The sequence below is a fragment of the Vibrio sp. 1CM8B genome (assembly GCF_023161685.1).
In the GTDB taxonomy this organism is placed as follows: Bacteria; Pseudomonadota; Gammaproteobacteria; order Enterobacterales; family Vibrionaceae; genus Vibrio; species Vibrio coralliirubri.
Genome location: NZ_JALNTU010000006.1, coordinates 261,351 through 283,318, shown reverse-complemented (window position 1 = coordinate 283,318; position 21,968 = coordinate 261,351). Strand labels below are relative to the sequence as shown.

Here is a 21,968-nt window from a genome sequence, read left to right as displayed (position 1 = left end):
TAATGTAGAGCTACGTTTAAGTTGCTTAGGATGTATATGGGCATAAAGCCAAACAAAGGTTTCACTCTAGTGGAATTGATTGTGGTGATTCTTTTACTTGCTATTCTTGGTGCAACCGCCATTAGCCGTTTTAGTGGACGCCAAAGCTATGAATTATATGCTCTTCAAGAGCAGGTTTCTTCTGTTGTTCGGCAAGTTCAGTTGAATCGAATGCAATCCAATATGGATATGACTGTGTCAGGTGCTGAAAGCTTACGTTTAGTGGCTGCGAACAATTGTATCGGTTCGCAATCTGCTTGTGACAACACATCTGAAACAAGAAGTGATGTTATTGCTAGTGATGATTATAGTTTCTCGTCTATACCGACCTCTAGCTACACTTCTCCAATCGAATTCAACCTTTTGGGTAACCCTGAAAATACCGCCTCATCTGGTGTTCAAATTATCATCTCATCCAATAATAGTTCAGACAAGGCTTGGGTTTGTATCAATTCTCAAGGTTTTGTTTATCCAAGTAATCAGGTATGCCCATGAAGTACGTAAATAGTGGCTTTACGCTTATCGAGTCGATCATTGTTATTGTACTACTTGGTTTTGCAATGCTCGCATTTTCTACTTTTCTTGCACCACAATCCGCGCTTTCAGGGCAAGTGAATTATTCCAACCGAGCTTCGGCATTAGGTCAAAGTATTATGACCGATCTTTTAGCTCGAGATTACGGCTCGGTGAGCTCCGGCACTCCAATTGAACTCGGCAGCACTTACACTAATTTTGATGTGGATTTGGTCGTTACTAACGATACGCCAACTACATCTATGCAGAAATTTACCTTAACAATTACCGCAAGCAATAATCCTCCTATCACTTTAGTCGCTTATAAAGGGGAGTATTAATGAAAGGGAAAGGGTTTACGCTTATAGAGATGATTTTAGCTATTGTCATCTCAAGTATCGTTTTGCTTGGTGTCGCAAATTTTACTGAACTCGGTATGAGAGGCTATTTTGGCTCTGTAGAGCGCTTTCGGCTACAAACCGAAGCTAGGTTTGTACTGGAAAAGCTTTCGCGTGAAGTGAGGCATGCTGTACCTAATCTGTTTCCTGCTTCTGTAAGTAGCGGTTGCGTATCATTCTATCCAATTGTTGATTCAGGTTTTTACGCTACCTCGGGGGCAGACATTAACTTTCTAGTTAGTGATACTGGAGCGACAAGTAGTTCATTACAATCTATGTCATTGGTTATAAATCCGACTAGACCACATACGGATATCAACAACCTAAATAATGTATACCCTCTTGATAGTGTGGTTCCTCCGAGCGTATCTGCTGCATACTTTTCTATTCCAAATGGAGCTAACACTCTTGTCAGTGAATCTGTAGGTAAAAGGCACTACATTTTTGACTCAAATAACCTTGTGGAGTATTGCCTTGCGAATAGTAATTTACTAACTCGTAATGGTGTCACAATAAGCGATCGAGTTATGAGTGAGAATAGCACTCTGAGTTATCAACCTGCGGATGTTCAGAGTAACGGTGTTGTTGAGTTGATTCTCGAGTTTGCAGAAAATAATGAGTCCACAGTGTTTGAGCAAGATATACAGGTGATTAATGTCCCGTAAATCAACCCAAAAAGGTAGTGCGTTAGTCATTGTCATCTTTGTTATCGTGGTGTTTGGTTTCTTAGCGACAAGTTTGAGTCGAACGAGTTGGTCTGATAATGATTCAAACACTCGAGTTGTACTTGGCACACAAGCTTGGTTGCTCAGTCACTCTGTTAATGAATATGTTATGACTCAGTTTTATCCGGATCCTGATCCTCAGGCTTCTTCTGCTGTTGCTAGTGTTTGTAGAAGCAATGATCTCCAACCCGGAGGTGGGATTTTTACGGTAGCAAGCTCTATGGTTGATACGGCTTCGGTGAATTGCTCTCTTGAGCGAGTGCAGTGTTCCAATCGAGGAGAGCTTGATGGCTTTGTTTTCTATGTTCTAGAGTCTTCGGTAATTTGCGGTTCTGGTGTGAGCCAAGTGCAACGTAATCAAGAACTTTGGGTGAAGGAGTAGTTATGATAAAGCATTTTTCAATATTATTAGTTGCGCTTTTTTTATCTCCATTAGTTCAAGCTAATATTAATACTAACCCTCAGTTTGAGTTTGGTACGATTCCCGCCGATAAATGTACTATTTCCGGATCAAAAGTAGAGTGTGTCATTGAGTTTGAAAAAACCTATGATTCAGCGCCTTTGGTGTTTGTCATGTCAACGGTTAATGCGACCCGCTCAAACTTTAATAGTAAAACGACAGAATACCCTTCTGATCTCCGTGTTTGGTCTATTTCATCGAGTCAGGCAACGATAAAGCAGCTACTTCCGCCCCATGATGCGGCGTGTGTTCGCTTGAAACAGAATAATAAAGGGCAGTGGCGATGTAGCACCAATGCCAGCGATCCTTTAGTGGAGTACGTTGATGCTCCAATGGAAAATATCGATTATTTGGTCATTGAACCTGGCGTACTGGAGTTTGATAGTGGGGCGAAGTTAGTCGCAGGAACCGTTGATTATAACCGTACTTATTCAAATGTTGGTGGTGGGTCTAATAATAGTAAGTTGGTGCAATTCAGTGATTTTGGCTTGTCATCCAAGTTTAGCTCTTCTCCGGGCGTTTTAGTACAGATTCAAAGCTTGAGCAATATGCAAGGTAGCGCTCCTGTTTGGTTAACCCCAATAGCTCTAAACCCGACAACAAATGCATTTAATCTAGTCCTTGATCGCTCAGAAGTTTCATCTAATGCTCAGCTTACTAGTAATGAACAAGTTGCTTTTGTCGCAGGGCTAGGAGAAGGGTTTATAAATGGGCAGAAATTTTGGCTTGGCCAAGGGTCAACATCAAATACGCTGAATATCGATGATAGGGTTATCAAACCAATCACAGAAGGTTGTCAGCTTGTACAAGATTTTTCAGCTTCTGGTTTTTCGGGTATCCCTACATTACTCGCGTCAAAGCGTACACGTAATGGTAACAATGGCGGCTGGTTGAGGCGCTGTTCAGTATCGACAACGGGTGTTGCTTTAATCAACGAAGAAGACATGACTCAAGATTATGAACGTGCGCATGTTGTAGAGCCCTATTCGTACTTTTTATTTGATAAGCCGCCATTGTCTGAAATTTGTGAGTTGTTTCCATCGCCCGCTCAAACATGGAATAGTAATAACCAAGCATCAATAACCATTGAAAATAATGCAAATATATCGGGAGCTCCTATATCTGGAGGCAAAAGGTATATTGGCTTTGCTCAATCTGACGTAACTGATCGTAAAAGCAAGGGTTGTGATGGGACGGAGTGTTTTGGTGATACCGGGTTGCGTGTAACTAAACAGCAATTAGAAAGCTTTCAAGCTCCAGATTCTGGTTTGGAAACAGTAACGGTACAGAACAACCAAACGAGAATTTTTCAAAATAACGAATCTATTGGGACATTAACTATAAATAATAATGCGACACTGGTTTTTAAAACAGGGACGTACTGGATTGATAGTATTAATGCCATTGGTGACATAGAAATACCTCCGGGGAATGCTGTTGAAATACATACGAAAGGCTTTGCTTTAAGTAATGGTTCCAACTTCTCTGCACTAGATAACGGTGAATTAACGGTTTACGTCCACGATCTTAGTTATAATGGTGGCGTTATCCATTCTTGGGTTGATTTAGCAAATAACTCCAAATTTGTCGGTTTATTGTACAGTGAAAAAAACGTTATCTTGAGTAATAACGCCGTGGTTGAAGGGGCTGTTACTGCGAAAAGCATAACCTTAAACAATGGTTCTGAGATCATAGCTACGAACAAGTGTTTTGAGCCCGCAGATGATTACGAGATAGATATTTCCCCTGCGACGGATCTAGCCTTGATGTGTGGCGACGACTCCCCTCAATTCACGATTAACACTTCGAATAATAGTGTGGCAGAAAGCCTAGGAGTGACTATAGATATCACGCCAACTCCTGAGGAGTTTGATGTTTCTGTAAGTAAAGGTACTGGAGCATACCCTAACTATGTTTCAAATGATGATGGTGAATTAACTTTAAAAGTTGTCGCTAAAGATACTGCCAATATTGATTTTGATACGGGTTATAAGCTAACGGCGACATTAGTAGATGATTCTGGCAAAGAGGTAGAAAGTCAGTTCAAGTTCGTACCATTTAAATTCTCTTTAGTGGATGGCAGTGCTCCAACAAATCGTCTTGACGTTATTGCGGGGCAGGCTACACCGACAGTAACTAAAGTTTTAGCGTGTGATTCTGGTGATTCAATCGTAGTTGCTGAAAATTATGTAGGTGAAGCTGGGGATGAAGTTACTATTGCTCACGAACTTGATAGTTCTTGGAGTGGCTCCGATGGCTCGCTGACTTACTTACCTGAGTTCAAAAAAGGCAGTGCCTCAACTGACTTAACTATCTCTGAGTCAGGGCTTTTCAACGTCACTTTAAAAGATAGTAGCTTTGATTGTACTGGTTTCGCTGGCTGCCCAGAAGATGGGAGTTATGATGTTGAAGGGAGCTTCTCTGTATACTCTCGTCCGTGGAAATTTGCAATTTGTACTAATAAGAGTTCGGATGGAAACAGCAACGAGAAAGACTCAGACAGCTTCGCTGCTGCAGGAGAGTCATTTGATGTGTATGCTCGTCCAATCAAGCATACTAACTCATCTGATGTTTGTACTGATGATAATTTATTGACGAATAATTACTTTAAGTCGACAGCAAGTGTGGAAGTTACAACGACTTTAGACTCTCCTTCAGTTAAAGACGCCGAGCTAGGTGATTTAACCCCTGAGGCTCAGTTAACTAAACAAATTTCGTCGAATGACCAGGCGAATAAAGGTTATAAGTTCGATAGTTTGAAGTACTCAGAGGCGGGTAGCTTTAACTTTATTGTGACAGAAACTGGGAGTTTCTACGGTTCAATTTTAGGTGGCTTATCTGGCAGCAAATCGATAGGTCGCTTTTATCCTAAATTCTTTGTTCAAGGTACTCCGGAATGGATTGTTGCGGACCAAAATAATGTTGCGTACCTAAGTCAACCTTATGACTCTACAGTTCACCAAGTATATCCAATGGCATCAGGTGAGAGTGATACGGATGATGCGCTCAATAACTACCGATTCTTCAGTTCAGACCTGCAAGCTAGTTTTGGTATTCTGGATGACACCAGTATAGATAATGATTTCTTGCTAGATACGGACGCTGGGTCTTGGTCTGTTGATCGTAAACATTGGTTACTGAATGACAATGCAGCTGAGCTGCAAAGAGTTACGGATTCAGATGACGTTAGCCGCAGAGATGGTCCTTTCAATACCAATGATGCTAGCTCAATAGCCACTAATTTTGGTTTAACAGTTACAGGAGTTGATCCTGTGTCATTTACGGATTCAGACCCTGTTACCGATTCAGCTGCATTCCCAGTTCAACCTCCTGCCCGATATGGTCGAATGGCGCTCGATGATATTGGTGGTAACTCAAATGCCATATTGACTATCCCACTAAGAGTTGAATTCTGGAATGGTAGTGAGTTTGTTCTCAACACTGATGATAGCTATCAAGATGACCAGAATAAAAGAAGCAGTAGTTTTAATGGTGCAAATTATTGTAGACAGGTGATTTGGCACAGCGAAGGCAAGGCTATTACGTCTGCAATGCTTAGTGGTGATGGAAATGTAAAGGGCGGTGAAGAAGAGGTCACAGCAAACCAAAATACGCCAGCTGGAACAGATGCGCCACGTGAGCAAGTTCGTCTGTGGTTGAGAATGGATGCCTCTGAGCCTGATAGCGATGGCGGAAATAACATCTCATGTAGTGGTGGTGATCAAGATCAACCATGGTTGCGCTACAACTGGCGCCAATTAGGCGATGAAGATCCCTCCACCGTCGTCACATTTGGTATCTACCGCGGTAACGATCGTGTGATCTACCGAGGTGAAAGTGGCTTAACAGGTCAGTAATAATATAATTTTTGCCCCTTAAGTTAGGAATCTGTAAGAAATTGCGGGTTTCAGTCCATGTTTGTACTTCAATGCCTTGCCGTAACAGCAAGGCATTGGTACATTTAGTGCAATTTTTGTCTTCTAATTCTTGCAGGATGAGCGAAGAATATGTTTAAAAAACTTCGTGGCATGTTTTCAAACGACCTATCGATTGATTTAGGTACAGCCAATACCCTTATTTATGTAAAAGGCCAAGGCATTGTTCTTGATGAGCCTTCAGTTGTAGCTATTCGCCAAGATCGTGCGGGTTCTGCAAAGAGTGTCGCTGCTGTTGGCCACGCTGCTAAGCAAATGCTTGGTCGTACGCCTGGTAACATTTCAGCGATCCGCCCGATGAAAGATGGTGTAATTGCCGACTTTTACGTAACGGAAAAAATGCTTCAGCACTTCATTAAACAAGTGCATGACAACAGTGTGCTTAAACCAAGTCCTCGTGTTTTGGTTTGTGTACCTTGTGGTTCAACACAAGTTGAGCGTCGTGCTATCCGTGAATCAGCGCTAGGTGCTGGTGCTCGTGAGGTTTACCTAATCGATGAGCCAATGGCTGCTGCGATTGGTGCTGGCCTACGTGTCTCTGAGCCAACAGGTTCAATGGTTGTTGATATCGGTGGTGGTACTACTGAAGTTGCGGTTATCTCACTAAACGGTGTGGTTTACTCGTCTTCTGTACGTATCGGTGGTGACCGTTTTGATGAAGCGATCATCAACTATGTTCGTCGTAACTACGGCAGCCTGATCGGTGAAGCTACAGCAGAGAAGATCAAACACGAAATCGGTTCAGCTTACCCTGGCGATGAAGTAGAAGAGATCGAAGTACGTGGTCGTAACCTTGCTGAAGGTGTGCCTCGTAGCTTTAGCCTAAACTCAAACGAAATCCTTGAAGCACTTCAAGAACCTCTATCTGGCATTGTATCTGCAGTGATGGTTGCACTTGAACAGTGTCCACCAGAGCTGGCTTCTGATATCTCAGAAAACGGTATGGTACTAACAGGTGGTGGTGCACTGCTTAAAGACCTTGATCGTCTGTTAACAGAAGAAACAGGTATCCCTGTTGTTGTTGCAGAAGAGCCATTAACGTGTGTTGCTCTAGGTGGCGGTAAAGCGCTAGAGATGATCGACATGCACGGCGGCGATCTGTTCAGCGAAGAATAATATCTAGTGTTAGGCTCTTTTCTTATCTAGTTTTATGTAAAGAGCCTAGGACCTTGTCTATAGGATCAAATGTAGCTCTAGGACCAAATATAGAATGAAGCCAATTTTTGGTAGAGGTCCCTCTCTACAATTGCGCCTGTTTTTTGCTGTAATTTTATCAGCCAGCCTTATGCTGGCTGATAGTCGTTTAGATGCTTTCTCAAATGTTCGCTATCTATTAAACAGCATGGTTGCGCCTATTCAATATGCAGCCAACTTGCCTCGCACTATGTTCGATGGTGTTTACGACCGTTTTAGCACTCGCAAAGGGTTAATTGAATCCAACCATAATATTAAACGAGAAGTCTTGCGTCTGAAGAGCGAGCTGATTCTGCTTGAGCAATATCAAGAAGAAAACAAGCGTCTTCGTAAGCTTTTAGGGTCTCCGTTTATCCGTGATGAGAAGAAAGTCGTCACAGAAGTTATGGCGGTAGACACTTCACCATATCGTCATCAAGTCGTGATCGACAAAGGTCAGATTGATGGGGTGTATGAAGGTCAACCGGTGATCAACGAAAAAGGCATCGTTGGCCAAGTTACTTTCGTTGCTGCTCATAATAGTCGTGTTCTACTACTCACTGATGCGAACAATGCGATCCCTGTGCAGGTTATTCGTAATGACATCCGTGTGATTGCTTCGGGCAATGGCATGATTGATGAGATCCAGCTAGAGCACATTCCAACCAGTACCGATATACAAGAAGAAGATCTGTTGGTGACATCGGGTCTTGGTGGTGTATATCCAGAAGGTTATCCAGTCGCCTATGTTACTGCCGTTGATTACGACCCGAAACGTGAATTCGCTGTGATTAAAGCAGAGCCTGTGGTTGAGTTCGATAAGCTCAGATACCTGCTGCTTGTATGGCCTGATGAAAACAAACAGATGCAAGCGGATCAATCGAGCATAGAACAAGCATTGTTAGAGGGCGAAGATGGCCAATAGCGTTTTGAGAAGCAAGGTAGTAATTTTCTGCTCATTTTTAATAGCTCTGATTCTGCAGACGATCCCTTGGCCTGGTAGCTTAGATCTATTTAGACCATCTTGGTTACTGCTGGTTACGTGTTACTGGGTTTTGGCTCTACCGCATCGTGTTAACGTGGGTAGTGCTTTGATTCTAGGCTTATTGTGGGACCTTTTGATCGGCTCTACTCTGGGTATTCGAGGCATGATGATGGCAATAGTGATGTACATTATTGCGATGAACTTCCTCGTCATTCGTAACATGGCGTTATGGCAGCAAGCGATGATCATTGCCGCGTTAACGGTCTTGTTTGAGGTGTTGATCTTCTTTGGTGAATATTTGATCCAAGATGTTGTTTTCAATCCGTTATCGTTATGGAGCGCATTGATAAACTGTATACTTTGGCCTTGGATGTTTTTATTAATGAGACGCGTGCGTCGTCATTGGCATGTGAGGTAGCGTGACGATGGAAAAGAAACATTTAGTTTTGGCATCCGGTTCTCCACGCCGCAAAGAATTGCTATCTCAACTCGGTTATGAGTTTTCTGTCCTTGTAACCGATGTTGAAGAGTGTAAACACACTCAAGAAACCGCCGAAGAGTATGTTAAGCGACTATCTTTAGATAAAGCCTTAGCTGCGTTGTCTTTATTGAAAGATAACCCTTCTGAAAGGCAGCATGTCGTTCCTAGTTCTGATACTGTAGTTCTTGGCTCTGATATAGTCGTTCTTGGTTCTGACACGGTCGTCGTAAGCCAAGGGCAAGTGCTTGAGAAGCCGACCGATTTTGCTGACTCTAAGCGCATGCTTACTCAGTTAGCAAATGAACGTCACCAAGTGATGACGGCGGTTTCTGTGGTTTCAGAAGAAAAGCAAAGAACAGAAATCATTATTACCGACGTATGGTTTAAACCCCTCAGTGAAAAAGAAATAGAACAATACTGGCAAACAGGGGAGCCATGCGATAAAGCCGGTAGCTATGGGATCCAAGGTTTGGGCGGACGCTTTGTCACCCGAATCGAAGGTAGTTATTACGCCGTTGTCGGCTTACCTTTATTTGAAACGGACCAGCTACTGCAAGAATTCTTATAATTACTAATCTGAGGTGCACCATGAGTGCTGAATTGTTGCTGAACGTGACCCCGAGTGAAACTCGTGTGGCCATGATTGAAGGGGGGGCTCTTCAAGAGATCCATGTCGAACGAGATGCTCGACGCGGTATCGTAGGAAATATCTATAAAGGACGTGTAAGCCGTGTTCTTCCGGGAATGCAGGCGGCTTTTGTGGATATAGGCCTTGAGAAAGCAGCTTTTTTACACGCCTCTGATATTGTCCCACACACTGAATGTGTCGCTGAAAACGAAAAGAAGCAATTTCAGGTTCGTGATATTTCAGAGCTTGTTCGTCAAGGGCAAGACATTGTGGTGCAAGTGGTCAAAGACCCTCTAGGTACTAAAGGTGCCCGCTTAACCACTGACATCACTCTACCGTCTCGTTATCTGGTATTCATGCCGGGCGCAAGTCATGTTGGTGTATCTCAACGTATCGACAGCGAATCTGAACGTAACCGCCTTAAAAAAGTCGTGTCTCGTTACTGTGACGAACATGGTGGCTTCATCATTCGCACTGCGGCTGAAGGCGCTGACTCGAATGAACTTGCACAAGATGCCGCTTTCTTGAAGCGACTTTGGCTAAAGGTTCTTGAGCGTCGTGGTAAACACAAAGCGCGCACTCGCTTGTATGGTGAACTTTGCCTAAGCCAACGTATCTTACGTGACTTCGTCGGTACTGAGCTGAGCAAGATTCAGGTCGATTCTCGCCTAGAATATGAAAACCTCAAAGAGTTTACCTCTGAATACGTGCCTGAGCTGACAGACAAGCTTGAGCTGTATGAAGGTGATAAACCTATCTTTGATATGTACGATACCGAGAACGAAATTCAGCGTTCATTGGATCGTAAAGTCGAATTAAAGTCTGGTGGATATCTGATTATCGACCAAACTGAAGCGATGACCACGGTTGATATCAACACTGGCGCGTTTGTTGGTCGTCGTAATCTAGAAGAGACGATTTTCAACACCAACGTAGAAGCGACTCAAGCGATTGCTCGTCAGCTGCGTCTACGTAATTTAGGTGGCATCATCATTATCGACTTTATTGATATGTTGTCTGAGGAACATCGTAAGCGAGTACTAACTTCTTTAGAGGCTGCGCTCGACAAAGATCGTGTGAAAACCAATATTAATGGCTTCACGCAGCTTGGTTTGGTTGAGATGACTCGTAAACGTACTCGTGAAAGTATTGAGCATATCCTGTGTTCAAGCTGTCCGGCTTGTGAAGGCCGTGGCAGTGTGAAGACAGTTGAAACCGTTTGTTATGAAATTCTTCGAGAGATCACGCGAGTGAACCGTGCGTACGACGCCGATAAATTTGTGGTCTATGCGGCAGCTGCCGTAGCTGAGGCGTTAGAGGGCGATGAATCTCATGCGCTTGCGGAGCTTGAAGTCTTTATTGGTAAGCAAGTTAAAATCCAGGCTGAGCCTCTGTACATACAAGAGCAGTTTGATGTTGTTATGATGTAATGGAAATTTTGTGAGCTCAAGCGTTACTCTGATTCTACGTGCATGTTTATGGTTAGTGGTTACTCTCTTAGTAACGCTAGCCATTGCCGTTACTACACTGCGTGTAGCCTTGCCCAATTTAAACAAGTATCAATCTGAAATTGAGCTTTGGGTAAACCAACACTCCGGTTTTGATTTTTCAATTCAAGACGTGGGCGGTTTTTGGCGTAACACTCACCCCTCTATTGCTCTGCAAGGCGTTAAAGCCAGCCTTCCCAATGCGGAAGATGTGAGCTTTTCTGTCGAGCGTGTTGAAGTCGAGTTTGACTTGATTCAATCGGTCGTACAGATGCGTCCGGTTGTGGCCGACTTGGTCATGAATCAAATGTATCTTGATATTCGCTCAATTGATCTGTTTGCCGGACAAAACGGCAAAGACGAACCTAAAGATCCCGGTTCCTCCAAGCGAGTGATACAAGAGCTCGATAATTTACTTCTGAAAACTTTGGTGGATGTGACCGCCAAAGATTCCACTCTTTTATATCGAACTATCTCTGATGAAGAACGTCAGCTTGATATCGAAACTTTGAAATGGCAAAACTCAGGTAAACATCACCTTGCGGAAGGTGTGGTGAGTATCAAAGATGCCAATCTAAACTCTTTGTCAGTGAGCGCTAACTTTATTGATGGCGGCTCGTTAACGGATATGACGGGTGAGTTTTATGTCAGTGCCGACAGTATCTCGGTTAAGCCTTGGTTAACTCGTTATATGCAGGCGGAATCCGGTATTGAAACGGGTACTGTGAGCTTGAATAGCTGGCTTACACTGCGCAATAGCAAACCGGTAAGCGCTTATGTTGAGGTTTTACCCTCAGAATTGACGTGGAACGAAGATGGTGAGCATGACCTCATGCTTGAGTCCGGTGTATTTAAGTTGTCTCCGACGGATGATGGTTGGCAAGTAAATGGTCACTCACTAAACCTTAGAACGGATGACACACCTTGGCCGGAACTCGACGTCGCGTTCAAGTGGAACCAAGGTCCATGGCAACTCAACGTTTCCGAGCTGGATATTGCGACCATTACTCCATTGATTAAGCTGCTGCCTGACTCTGAACAATCAACCAAAATGATTAACGTATTGGCGCCGGGAGGCTCTGTTTCTGATATCCGTGTCTCTATGGATTCAGGAATCGACAGTTTACGTTATTCAGCCAGTTTTTCTGATCTTGCTATCGAGCAGTGGGAATTAGTCCCAGGCTTTAGTCAAGTGTCAGGTAGTGTGTTTGGTTCGGCTTCGGAAGCGAAAGCTAGCCTGCACGTTATTGATGATGTGTTCCCTTATGGTGATGTCTTCCAAGCCCCTTTGAATATCAAACAAGGTCAGGTTGATATTGTTTGGCAGCAAGATGAAAACGGCTGGAAACTGTGGTCAGACAAAATCACAGCGGCCACGCCCGATTTACAAGTACTAGGCGCATTCCGCTTAGACTTTCCAAAAGATGCGAGCCCGTTCTTATCCTTCTATGGCGAAGCGGACGCTTACAATGTCGGTGAAACATGGCGCTACTTACCTACGCTGGCCCTTGGGCAAGATCTAACGGATTACCTTTCAACTGCGATTCAAGCTGGTAAAGCGGACACCGTAAAACTGTTGTGGCATGGTGATTTGTCTCAATACCCATACACTAACCACGATGGTATTTTCCAAGTTTGGGTGGGCTTAGAAGACGCGAAATTCAGCTTTGATACCGCGTGGCCATTGATTACTGACCTTCAGCTTGATCTGTTGTTTGAAAATGATGCGATGCATCTGGACTCTCGTTCCGCTCAATTGATGGATGTGACAGCCGACCGAATCACTGGACGCATTCCTTATTTAGGGGAAGGCGGCCATATTGAAATTGAAGCTAAAGCAACGGCGTCTGGCAATGCAGTGCGCGATTACATGACGTCTTCGCCACTGGTGGGATCAGTAGGTGCAGCGTTAACCGCACTTCAAGTGAGTGGTGATGTCTCTTCTGAATTTCAGCTGAATATTCCGTTTGATTCTGAAAAAGAAGCAAGAGCGTGGGGTTACGCCGACTTAAGTGGCAACCATGTTGAGATTGAAGCGCCACCAATGGTGCTTGAGAACACCACGGGTCGCATTGAATTTGATAATGATGTGGTGACGGCAAATGGCCTCGCTGCTGATCTGCTTAACCAAGGTATCTCGCTTGATTTTAAAGGCCTGAATGATGGTCCTGGCTATGCAGTTGATATTGATGTGTTAGGTGATTGGGACGTTAAGCCTCTAGAACCTTACATTGGTGAGCAATGGTTAAGTCGCTTGTCAGGTCATGCGCAATGGCAAAGTCAGATTGATATCCAGCTTAATGATATCGGCTTTACCTACCAGTTAGACTTACAGTCAGATCTAAAATACTTGGCGAGTGATTACCCGTATCCTTTGGAGAAAAAATCACTAGAAAGTGGCTCTGCAAGGCTACAGGCATCGGGTAACCAAGAGACGATTACCGCGCGCCTGCAATTGCCAAACACCAAGTACCAAGCTGAGATTGATATCACAGGCGACGTGCCTGAGTTAACGGCGACCAACTTAGTGCTCGGTCGCGGTGGCTACAAAATTAGCCCGGTTGTTGGCCATCACGCACTGATTCGTACGGATAAATTCAATGCCGATGATTGGTTATCGGTTGTGATGGAACCAGTAAAGCCTTCAACGGCTGTACTTAGCCAAATGAACACGCCAACCATACCTGCTCCAAGCCGTATTACCTTTGAGAGTAAAGAGCTGATCTTGGGTGGTATCTCTTGGAATGACGTCGATTTTAGTGCTCGCAAGAACAAACAAGCATGGCAAATGGAAGTGTCTAGCCAAGAGCTAGAAGGGGATATTAACTACCTACCACCTTACGATTTGACGGTTTCACTGGATCGTCTGCATTTGTTTGTGCCTGAATGGAGTGATAAGAACAATCAAGATCAGCAGTTGTTACAACGCAAAGAGCAAGCAGCGCCATTGATTTCCAAATTGGATAGAAAGATCCACGATGCGATGCCAAACCTGACTCTGACGCTGAATGACTTTTGGCTGCAAGGCTACAAGGTTGGTAAGGTCGATGTTGAAATGACTCGGAACGAAGACCGTATCGAGTGGAACAAAATCCAGGTTCGAAGCGGCGGCAACAAAGCGGATGTGAGTGGCTGGTGGGAACTGCAAGGTGACAAGAGTCATTCATCGTTAACCGTTGATGTTGAAGGTGAAAACAACAGCGAACTTATGGAGCGCTTCGGTATTACTTCCGGGATTCAAAAAGCGCCATTCGCGTTGGAAGGTCAACTAAATTGGGATGGTTCGCCTTGGGGGATCAAAATGGATACCCTTGATGGCAACGTTAAAACTAAGTTTGGTAAAGGCATTATCTCGGATGTGAGCGGCGCAGCTCGATTGCTTGGCCTGTTTAGCCTAGATTCGATCATCCGTAAGATGCAGCTCGATTTCTCAGATGTGTTTGATAAAGGTATGGCCTTCAACAGCATCACCGGAACGGGCGAGATTCAAAATGGTATTTTCCTGACCAATGATCTGAATATGGATGCGGTCGCCGGTGAGATGAAAATCAAAGGTATCGCTAACCTCAACACGCGTCAGGTTGATGCTGAGGTGAACTTTACCCCAGATATTACCTCGGGTATTCCTGTGTTAACGGCCTTTGCGGTAACCCCTCAAACGGCACTGTACGTATTGGCGGTGACCACAGTTATTTCGCCAGTTGTGGAAGTCTTTACCCAAGTAAATTATTCGGTGAAAGGACCATTGGATTCACCAACGGTGAGCGAGCTTTCTCGTAGCTCTGGCGAGTTCCAGCTACCAGAGAAGCTGAGAAAATTAGCCGAATAAACCTTAAATTAGCCGAAAAGACCTTAGTATCCTAATCAGCTAATATACGGTGAAATGCTGATTTCTGAATCATAATGAATGGAGGAGCGATACACATGGATTGTGTTGGGTTGATTCAAATGACATCAGGCCCTAGCCCTGAATTGAACTTTGAGTACCTTGCTCAAGAAGTAGCAAAGTGCAAAGAGTTAGGGGCTAAGTGGGTTGTGAGCCCTGAAAACGCGTTAGTCTTTGGCAGTAAAGCCGACTATCACCAGTATGCAGAGCCTTTAAATGACGGCCCACAGCAAAACAAAATCTCTGAGCTAGCAAAGCTTCATAGAATTTGGATCGTTATTGGTAGCATGCCGATAAGCACAACTAACGGCGTGACGACCACAACCTTGGTGATTGATGATTTTGGTTGCCTCGTTGCTCATTACGACAAGCTACACATGTTTGATGTGGATGTCGCTGACGCACATAAGTGTTATCGAGAGTCAGATATTTTCACTCCGGGCAACCAAGTTGTGACAGCGGAAACGCCTTTTGGTCGCTTAGGTTTGAGTATTTGTTATGATGTGCGCTTTCCACACTTGTATTCAGAGTTACGTAAGCAAGGGGCACAAATCATTGTGGTGCCTGCGGCTTTTACAGCGGTAACAGGTCAAGCGCACTGGGAAGCACTGTTAAGATGCCGCGCGATTGAAACACAGTCGTGGATTGTCGCGGTAGGTCAAGGCGGAAAACACCCTTGCCAAAGAGAAACATGGGGACACTCAATGGTGGTTGATCCATGGGGACGAGTGGTCGCACAGTTAGACCAAGATCCTAAAAGTATGGTGGTTGAGATAGACACATCCAGTTGCGAGTCCATTAGGCAAAATATGCCGATCGCGCAACACTCTCGATTTACCAATCAATTTTAATTACAAACAAGAGCCATCTATGAGCATTAATCAAATTGAAGAAGCGCTACTGAACCCGACAGGGCTTACGGAGCAAAATATCGCAGATACATTGGCGAGCATTGCTACCCGCCAAATTGATTATGCTGATATCTACTTTCAGTCAAGCTGGCACGAATCTTTAGTGCTAGAAGACAGCATTATTAAAGACGGCTCTTTCAATATCGATTGCGGTGTTGGTGTTCGTGCAGTATCTGGTGAAAAGACCGGTTTTGCTTACTCTGACCAAATCCAACTGGATGGTCTGAAGCAGAGCGCAATTGCGGCTCGTGGTATCGCTAAACAAGGTCAAAACGGCAAGGTTCAAGCGTTCAAGCGCAACTCTAATCAAGCTTACTATGATGCAGTTAACCCGCTAGCGAGCTGGGAAAAACAGCAGAAAACAGAATTACTCAAATCATTAGATGCTTACATTCGCACTAAAGAGCCGATGGTGACGGAAGTATCGGTAAGCCTAAGTGGTGTGCATGAGCAGATGCTGGTTGCTGCTACTGATGGCACTTACGCTGGTGATATTCGTCCGCTGGTTCGCTTGTCTATTAGCGTACTTGCACAGAAGGGTGATCGTCGTGAGCGTGGTAGTGCTGGTGGTGGTGGCCGTTTTGGTTACGATTTCTTCTTAAGTGATGACAAAGGTACTCAAGTTGCTTACCAATTTGCTGATGAAGCGATTCGCCAAGCATTAGTTAACCTTGAAGCGGTTGCAGCACCTGCTGGTGCAATGCCTGTGGTTCTAGGTTCTGGTTGGCCGGGCGTTCTGCTGCATGAAGCGGTAGGCCACGGCTTAGAAGGTGACTTCAACCGTAAAGAGTCATCAGTATTCTCTGGTAAAGTTGGTGAGCAAGTAACTTCAAGCCTATGTACGATTGTCGATGACGGTACATTGACTGATCTTCGTGGTTCATTGAACGTCGATGATGAAGGTGTTAACGGTCAGTACAACACGTTAATCGAAAACGGCATCCTAAAAGGTTACATGCAAGATAAGCTGAATGCGCGTCTAATGGGTGTTGCTCCAACAGGTAACGGTCGTCGTGAGTCTTACGCGCATCTTCCTATGCCTCGCATGACGAATACATATATGCTACCGGGTGAGCACACGCCAGAAGAGATCATTGCGACGGTTGAGAAAGGTATCTACGCACCGAACTTCGGTGGCGGTCAGGTGGATATCACATCAGGTAAGTTTGTATTCTCAGCTTCTGAAGCGTACATGATTGAAAACGGCAAGATCACTCACCCAGTGAAAGGCGCGACGCTAATCGGTTCTGGTATTGAAGCAATGCAGCAGGTGTCTATGGTCGGTAACGACCTAAGTATCGACCGTGGTGTTGGTGTGTGTGGTAAGGCTGGTCAAAGTGTACCAGTGGGTGTTGGTCAACCAACATTGAAGCTAGACTCGCTAACTGTTGGTGGTACTGAGTAATTCAGACTAACCTCTGCCGACTTACTTCAAAATATTAAATTGAAAAGCGCCTCTATTGTGAGGCGCTTTTTGTTTTTATATTACTGATTCAGTGAGCGTATAGAATCACTACATGTTCTCTTCGGCAAACTCTGCCAGTCGGCTACGTACCACGCCATTGAGGTGGATATTGGCACTGCCTTCGAAGTTTTTAAAACGCTCAACCATGTAGGTTAAACCTGAAGTAACAGGGGTTAAGTAAGAAGAATCTATCTGCGCTAGGTTACCTGAGCAAACAATCTTGGTCCCTTCACCACAACGGGTGATGATGGTTTTGATTTGTGATGCGGTGAGGTTCTGGCACTCATCGAGAAGCACAAACGCATTTTGGATGGAACGGCCGCGCATGAAGTTGATCGATTTGAACTGGATATTCGCTTTGTCACAGATGTATTTCATCGACCCTTCGGTGCAGTGGTCGTTTTTGTGCAGCGCTTCCAGTGTATCGGTCACAGCTGCCAACCAAGGCAGCATCTTCTCTTCTTCGGTACCAGGGAGGAAACCAATCGACTCACCAATGTCGGGCGTGTTTCGGGTTACGATGATCTTATCGAACTGCTTACGTTCAATGGTTTGTTCAAGTGCTGCAGCCATGGCTAACAGTGTCTTACCACTACCCGCTGCGCCAGTGAGAATCACAAGATCAATATCAGGGTCGAGCAGGGCATCGATCGCCATACCTTGATAGACGTTTTTGGGTGTGATGTCCCATGCTCTGCGATTCATCAGTCGTTCGCGACTGAGGTCTCTCAGGGTAATGCTTTCTGGCTCAATCTCTTCAACTCTTGCTGCAAAGTCGCTCTCTTCATCAATCACATATTGGTTGAGGAAGGTCGGCTCGAAAGGCTCTCTTGCTAACGTGTGTAAGGTTTTTCCGCCGAGGTTTTTGCTTTCGACGTTGTCGATGCCATCCCAAAATGCGCCTTCGAGTTGTTGGAAGCCTTTGGTGAGATATTGGATATCATCGATGAGTTGGTCGGTTTGATAATCTTCAACGAAACGCACCCCCGCGCCTTTTGCACGTAAGCGCATGTTGATGTCTTTGGTGATGAGAACCACTTCGCGTGGCGCGCGTTTGTTTTGAAGGTAGAGTACAGCGTTGAGGATTCGGTTATCGCCTGCCTTATCGTCGGCAAAGGCTTTGATGCTTTCTTGAAGTTCGTAATCGGCGAGTATTGAAATACTGCCTGAGGCTTTAATGTCTTTGGTGAAAGGGATACCTTCCGATATTTGGTCTGGTGTAGCTTCCCTGAATAGATCTTCGAGAGTTCGTATCGCAATTCTCGCATCTCGGGCAACGTCTCTCTTACTGTCTTTGATTCTGTCTAGTTCTTCTAGCACTGTCATGGGGATAACGACATCGTGCTCTTGGAAAGAAAATATAGCGAAGGGTTCGTGAAGTAGGATATTGGTGTCTAAAACAAATAGCTTCCGGTTGGTCTCGCCCATAGCATCTCCTTGCCGACGTGCGGCTTGCCTTGCATTCATTGAACGTAGATAAAGCTCATATAAAGATTAGTATCTGATTCTGGTGATAGTCAACTACTCGCCTAAACTTCATCTAGAGGAATACCACCATATCGTTGTAGATGACTATGGCGTATTCGTTTGAGAGCAGCAATCTGCTACCTATAGATTAACCATGATTTTTTGACAGTTTGATTGCACTGGCGAAAACAGAAAAAAAGCACGAAATCATCTCCTTTAGGCGTGACCTAAATCACAGCATCGAGTAAGATTAGCGACCTTTTTCTGCACCATTTTCTTGAGATATTTATTATCTAGAGCGCACTTAAAAAGTGGCTGCAAACTAGGCATTTTTGGCTATATTTTTAGTTCAGGAGCGAGAACGTTCTTGTTTGAAACTGCAGTTAAAAAGACCAAATTCCAACTATAAGATTGAGGTAGTCGATTCATGACATTTGCTTTGGGGCAACGCTGGATAAGCGATACGGAGAGCGATTTAGGTTTAGGTACCGTTGTAGCAATGGATGCTCGCACAGTGACACTAATGTTTGCAGCGTCAGAAGAAAACCGTGTTTATGCACGTACTGATGCTCCCGTAACCCGAGTAACGTTTAATGTAGGCGATGTCATCGAATGCCAAGAAGGTTGGTCTCTGTCTGTCGAAGAAGTTATCGAAGACAAAGGACTGCTAACCTACTTAGGTACTCGCGAAGATACCCAAGAAACAGAAGTCACTCTGCGTGAAATCTTCTTAAGTAACCAGATCCGCTTTAACAAGCCACAAGATAAACTGTACGCAGGTCAAATCGACCGTATGGATAACTTCGTGTTGCGTTACCGCGCGTTGAGTAACCAGTACCAACAACACAAGAGCCCTATGCGTGGCTTGTGTGGTATGCGTGCTGGCTTGATCCCTCACCAGCTATACATCGCTCATGAAGTGGGCCGTCGTCACGCTCCGCGCGTTTTACTGGCTGATGAAGTTGGCCTAGGTAAAACCATCGAAGCGGGCATGATCATCCACCAACAGGTGTTGTCTGGCCGTGCTGAACGAATTCTGATTGTGGTTCCTGAAACTCTACAGCACCAATGGTTAGTAGAGATGATGCGCCGTTTCAATCTGCACTTCTCTATCTTCGATGAAGAGCGTTGTATTGAAGCGTTTGCTGAATCGGACAACCCATTTGATACCCAGCAGTACGTTCTGTGTTCTTTGGATTTCCTACGTAAGAGCCGTAAGCGCTACGAGCAAGCACTTGAAGGCGAGTGGGACTTGCTGGTTGTCGATGAAGCGCATCACCTTGAGTGGAGCCAAGACAAACCAAGCCGCGAATACCAGGTGGTTGAAGGCTTAGCGGAAAATACGTCTGGTGTGCTACTACTAACAGCAACGCCTGAACAACTAGGTCGTGAGAGTCACTTTGCACGTCTGCGTCTGCTTGATCCTGACCGCTTCTACGATTACGAAGCATTCGTTGAAGAAGAAGACCAATACGCACCGGTTGCTGATGCTGTAACAGCTCTATTCTCTGGCGTGAAGCTTGAAAACAGTGCGAAGAATCAGATTACTGAACTGCTTTCTGAGCAAGATGTAGAGCCTCTATTCCGCGTTATCGAAGGTGATAGCAGCGAAGAAGAGCAAGCACTGGCTCGCCAAGAACTGATTGATAACCTTATGGATCGCCATGGTACTGGCCGTGTTCTATTTAGAAACACACGTGCTGCTATCAAAGGTTTCCCTAAGCGTAACGTAAACCTACTGCCGATGGACATTCCAACGCAGTACACAACCTCGATGCGTGTATCGGGCATGATCGGTGGCAAGATGGCACCAGAAGCTCGCGCGATGAAGATGCTGTATCCAGAAGAGATCTTCCAAGAGTTTGAAGGTGAAGACTCAAGCTGGTGGCAGTTCGATTCACGTGTTAACTGGTTGATTGAAAAGATTCAAGATAAGCGCAGCGAGAAGATCCTAGTGATCGCATCACGTGCAAGTACGGCGCTTCAATTAGAGCAAGCACTGCGTGAGCGTGAAGGTGTGCGTGCAACCGTATTCCATGAAGGCATGTCGATCCTTGAACGTGATAAAGCGGCGGCTTACTTTGCTCAAGAAGAGGGCGGTGCTCAGGTTCTGATCTGTAGTGAAATCGGCTCTGAAGGTCGTAACTTCCAGTTCGCGAACCAGCTAGTAATGTTCGATCTTCCGTTCAACCCAGACTTGCTTGAACAACGTATTGGTCGTTTGGACCGTATCGGGCAGCTGCGTGACATCGACATCCATGTCCCTTACTTAAAAGGCACGTCACAGGCGATTCTTGCGCGTTGGTTTGATGAGGGTCTAAATGCATTTGCAGAGACATGTCCAACTGGTCGCACAGTTTACGACAAGTACTCAGATGTTCTTATCGAAATGCTGGCTTCTGGTAATACAGAGCAGCTTGATGAAGTGATTGAAGAGTCTGCCAAGCTAAATCAAAGCCTAAAAGCGGATCTAGAAAAAGGTCGCGATCGCCTATTAGAGATGCACTCAAACGGCGGCGACAAAGCACACGAAATCGCAGAGAAGATTGCATCAACTGATGGCGATACTAACCTAGTAACGTTTGCACTGAGCTTGTTCGACACGATTGGTTTGAACCAAGACGACAAAGGTGAAAATGCGCTAGTCGTGACACCATCTGAGCACATGATGGTACCAAGCTACCCTGGCTTACCATACGAAGGCGCAACCATCACGTTCGATCGTGATACCGCCCTTTCTCGTGAAGACATGAACTTCATTAGCTGGGAACATCCGATGATTCAGGGCGGTATCGATCTGCTACTGAGTGAAGGTGTTGGTGCATCAGCGGTATCGCTACTGAAAAACAAAGCGCTGCCAGTGGGTACTATCCTGCTTGAGCTGGTTTACCTTGTGGATGCGCAAGCGCCGAAACGCAGCGGTATCAGCCAGTTCTTACCTAAGACGCCAATTCGTTTGATGATGGATGCCCGTGGTAATGACTTATCAGCTCAGGTTGAGTTCGATAGCTTTAACCGCCAATTAAGCCCTGTAAACCGTCACCTAGCGAGCAAGTTGGTTAACTCGGTACAAGGTGAGATTCATAAGTTAATCGAAGCGGGTGAGACGCACGTACTTCCTAAAGTGGAAGAAGTGCGTGAACAAGCTCAACGAGACATGCAGACTAACCTAAACGGTGAGTTAGAGCGTCTACAAGCGCTTAAAGCCGTGAACCCTAACATTCGTGATGAAGAGCTAGAGGTAATCGAAGCTCAAATCAATGAATTGACCGGTTACATCAGCAAAGCTCAGGTTCAGCTAGATTCATTACGCTTGATTGTGGTTTCTCACAACTAGTTTTGAATTAGCGAGATGCTTCAACGAAATAAGGCCTTCATCATGAAGGCCTTATTTTTATCTAGTGTTTGAAAGCTG

Annotated in this window: 15 protein-coding genes; 14 read left to right on the top strand and 1 reads right to left on the bottom strand. The window is 44.9% G+C overall.

Annotated features, from left to right (window positions below):
- Positions 1–36: 36 nt before the first annotated feature.
- From MSG36_RS14770 to tldD, 13 genes are all read left to right on the top strand, one after another.
- Positions 37–534: a prepilin-type N-terminal cleavage/methylation domain-containing protein gene (locus MSG36_RS14770; RefSeq protein ID WP_248368497.1), complete on the top strand. Its 498-nt coding sequence runs from the start codon at positions 37–39 to the stop codon at positions 532–534.
- A complete protein-coding gene (locus MSG36_RS14765) occupies positions 531–893 on the top strand; it encodes a type II secretion system protein (protein ID WP_017062961.1) in 363 nt (120 codons plus the stop codon). Before MSG36_RS14770 ends, MSG36_RS14765 begins: the two co-directional genes overlap by 4 nt.
- Complete coding sequence (locus MSG36_RS14760; RefSeq protein WP_017062960.1) at positions 893–1,615, top strand: prepilin-type N-terminal cleavage/methylation domain-containing protein; 723 nt, start codon at positions 893–895, stop codon at positions 1,613–1,615. Before MSG36_RS14765 ends, MSG36_RS14760 begins: the two co-directional genes overlap by 1 nt.
- A complete protein-coding gene (locus MSG36_RS14755) occupies positions 1,605–2,057 on the top strand; it encodes an MSHA biogenesis protein MshP (protein ID WP_248368496.1) in 453 nt (150 codons plus the stop codon). The genes MSG36_RS14760 and MSG36_RS14755 overlap by 11 nt, the downstream gene beginning before the upstream one ends.
- Before the next feature lie 2 nt (positions 2,058–2,059).
- Positions 2,060–5,992, top strand: a complete 3,933-nt coding sequence (locus tag MSG36_RS14750) for a DUF6701 domain-containing protein (protein WP_248368494.1) — start codon at positions 2,060–2,062, stop codon at positions 5,990–5,992.
- A gap of 150 nt (positions 5,993–6,142) precedes the next feature.
- Complete coding sequence (locus tag MSG36_RS14745; protein WP_017062957.1) at positions 6,143–7,186, top strand: rod shape-determining protein; 1,044 nt, start codon at positions 6,143–6,145, stop codon at positions 7,184–7,186.
- Between the two features lie 94 nt (positions 7,187–7,280).
- The gene (gene mreC / locus MSG36_RS14740; RefSeq protein ID WP_004735927.1) at positions 7,281–8,168 is read left to right on the top strand and encodes a rod shape-determining protein MreC; all 888 of its coding nucleotides are present in this window, start codon (positions 7,281–7,283) and stop codon (positions 8,166–8,168) included.
- Entirely contained in the window at positions 8,158–8,646 is a 489-nt protein-coding gene (gene mreD / locus MSG36_RS14735; protein ID WP_017061361.1) for a rod shape-determining protein MreD, read from the top strand. Before mreC ends, mreD begins: the two co-directional genes overlap by 11 nt.
- 7 nt (positions 8,647–8,653) lie before the next feature.
- On the top strand, positions 8,654–9,277 hold the full coding sequence (locus tag MSG36_RS14730) for a Maf family protein (protein WP_052880166.1): 624 nt from the start codon (positions 8,654–8,656) through the stop codon (positions 9,275–9,277).
- Positions 9,278–9,297: 20 nt separating this feature from the next.
- Positions 9,298–10,767, top strand: a complete 1,470-nt coding sequence (gene rng, locus MSG36_RS14725) for a ribonuclease G (protein WP_017061363.1) — start codon at positions 9,298–9,300, stop codon at positions 10,765–10,767.
- Positions 10,768–10,777: 10 nt separating this feature from the next.
- Complete coding sequence (locus tag MSG36_RS14720) at positions 10,778–14,653, top strand: YhdP family protein (protein WP_248368491.1); 3,876 nt, start codon at positions 10,778–10,780, stop codon at positions 14,651–14,653.
- 95 nt (positions 14,654–14,748) lie between these two features.
- The gene (locus MSG36_RS14715) at positions 14,749–15,561 is read left to right on the top strand and encodes a carbon-nitrogen hydrolase family protein (RefSeq protein ID WP_248368490.1); all 813 of its coding nucleotides are present in this window, start codon (positions 14,749–14,751) and stop codon (positions 15,559–15,561) included.
- A 19-nt stretch (positions 15,562–15,580) separates the two neighbouring features.
- Positions 15,581–17,026, top strand: a complete 1,446-nt coding sequence (tldD, locus tag MSG36_RS14710; protein ID WP_017061366.1) for a metalloprotease TldD — start codon at positions 15,581–15,583, stop codon at positions 17,024–17,026.
- 108 nt (positions 17,027–17,134) lie between these two features.
- Here the strand turns inward: tldD and MSG36_RS14705 are convergent, their stop codons facing one another.
- The gene (locus MSG36_RS14705) at positions 17,135–18,514 is read right to left on the bottom strand and encodes a PhoH family protein (protein ID WP_248368487.1); all 1,380 of its coding nucleotides are present in this window, start codon (positions 18,512–18,514) and stop codon (positions 17,135–17,137) included.
- A 466-nt stretch (positions 18,515–18,980) separates the two neighbouring features.
- Here MSG36_RS14705 and rapA point away from each other — a divergent pair, with 466 nt between their 5' ends.
- Positions 18,981–21,890, top strand: coding sequence for an RNA polymerase-associated protein RapA (gene rapA, locus MSG36_RS14700; protein ID WP_248368485.1), 2,910 nt, complete (start codon positions 18,981–18,983; stop codon positions 21,888–21,890).
- Positions 21,891–21,968: the final 78 nt, after the last annotated feature.

Coding starts and splice junctions, on each gene's coding strand:
- MSG36_RS14770 (WP_248368497.1), top strand. CDS start 37: ATGGGCATAAAGCCAAACAAAGGTTTCACTCTAGTGGAATTGATTGTG.
- MSG36_RS14765 (WP_017062961.1), top strand. CDS start 531: ATGAAGTACGTAAATAGTGGCTTTACGCTTATCGAGTCGATCATTGTT.
- MSG36_RS14760 (WP_017062960.1), top strand. CDS start 893: ATGAAAGGGAAAGGGTTTACGCTTATAGAGATGATTTTAGCTATTGTC.
- MSG36_RS14755 (WP_248368496.1), top strand. CDS start 1,605: ATGTCCCGTAAATCAACCCAAAAAGGTAGTGCGTTAGTCATTGTCATC.
- MSG36_RS14750 (WP_248368494.1), top strand. CDS start 2,060: ATGATAAAGCATTTTTCAATATTATTAGTTGCGCTTTTTTTATCTCCA.
- MSG36_RS14745 (WP_017062957.1), top strand. CDS start 6,143: ATGTTTAAAAAACTTCGTGGCATGTTTTCAAACGACCTATCGATTGAT.
- mreC (WP_004735927.1), top strand. CDS start 7,281: ATGAAGCCAATTTTTGGTAGAGGTCCCTCTCTACAATTGCGCCTGTTT.
- mreD (WP_017061361.1), top strand. CDS start 8,158: ATGGCCAATAGCGTTTTGAGAAGCAAGGTAGTAATTTTCTGCTCATTT.
- MSG36_RS14730 (WP_052880166.1), top strand. CDS start 8,654: ATGGAAAAGAAACATTTAGTTTTGGCATCCGGTTCTCCACGCCGCAAA.
- rng (WP_017061363.1), top strand. CDS start 9,298: ATGAGTGCTGAATTGTTGCTGAACGTGACCCCGAGTGAAACTCGTGTG.
- MSG36_RS14715 (WP_248368490.1), top strand. CDS start 14,749: ATGGATTGTGTTGGGTTGATTCAAATGACATCAGGCCCTAGCCCTGAA.
- tldD (WP_017061366.1), top strand. CDS start 15,581: ATGAGCATTAATCAAATTGAAGAAGCGCTACTGAACCCGACAGGGCTT.
- MSG36_RS14705 (WP_248368487.1), bottom strand. CDS start 18,514: ATGGGCGAGACCAACCGGAAGCTATTTGTTTTAGACACCAATATCCTA.
- rapA (WP_248368485.1), top strand. CDS start 18,981: ATGACATTTGCTTTGGGGCAACGCTGGATAAGCGATACGGAGAGCGAT.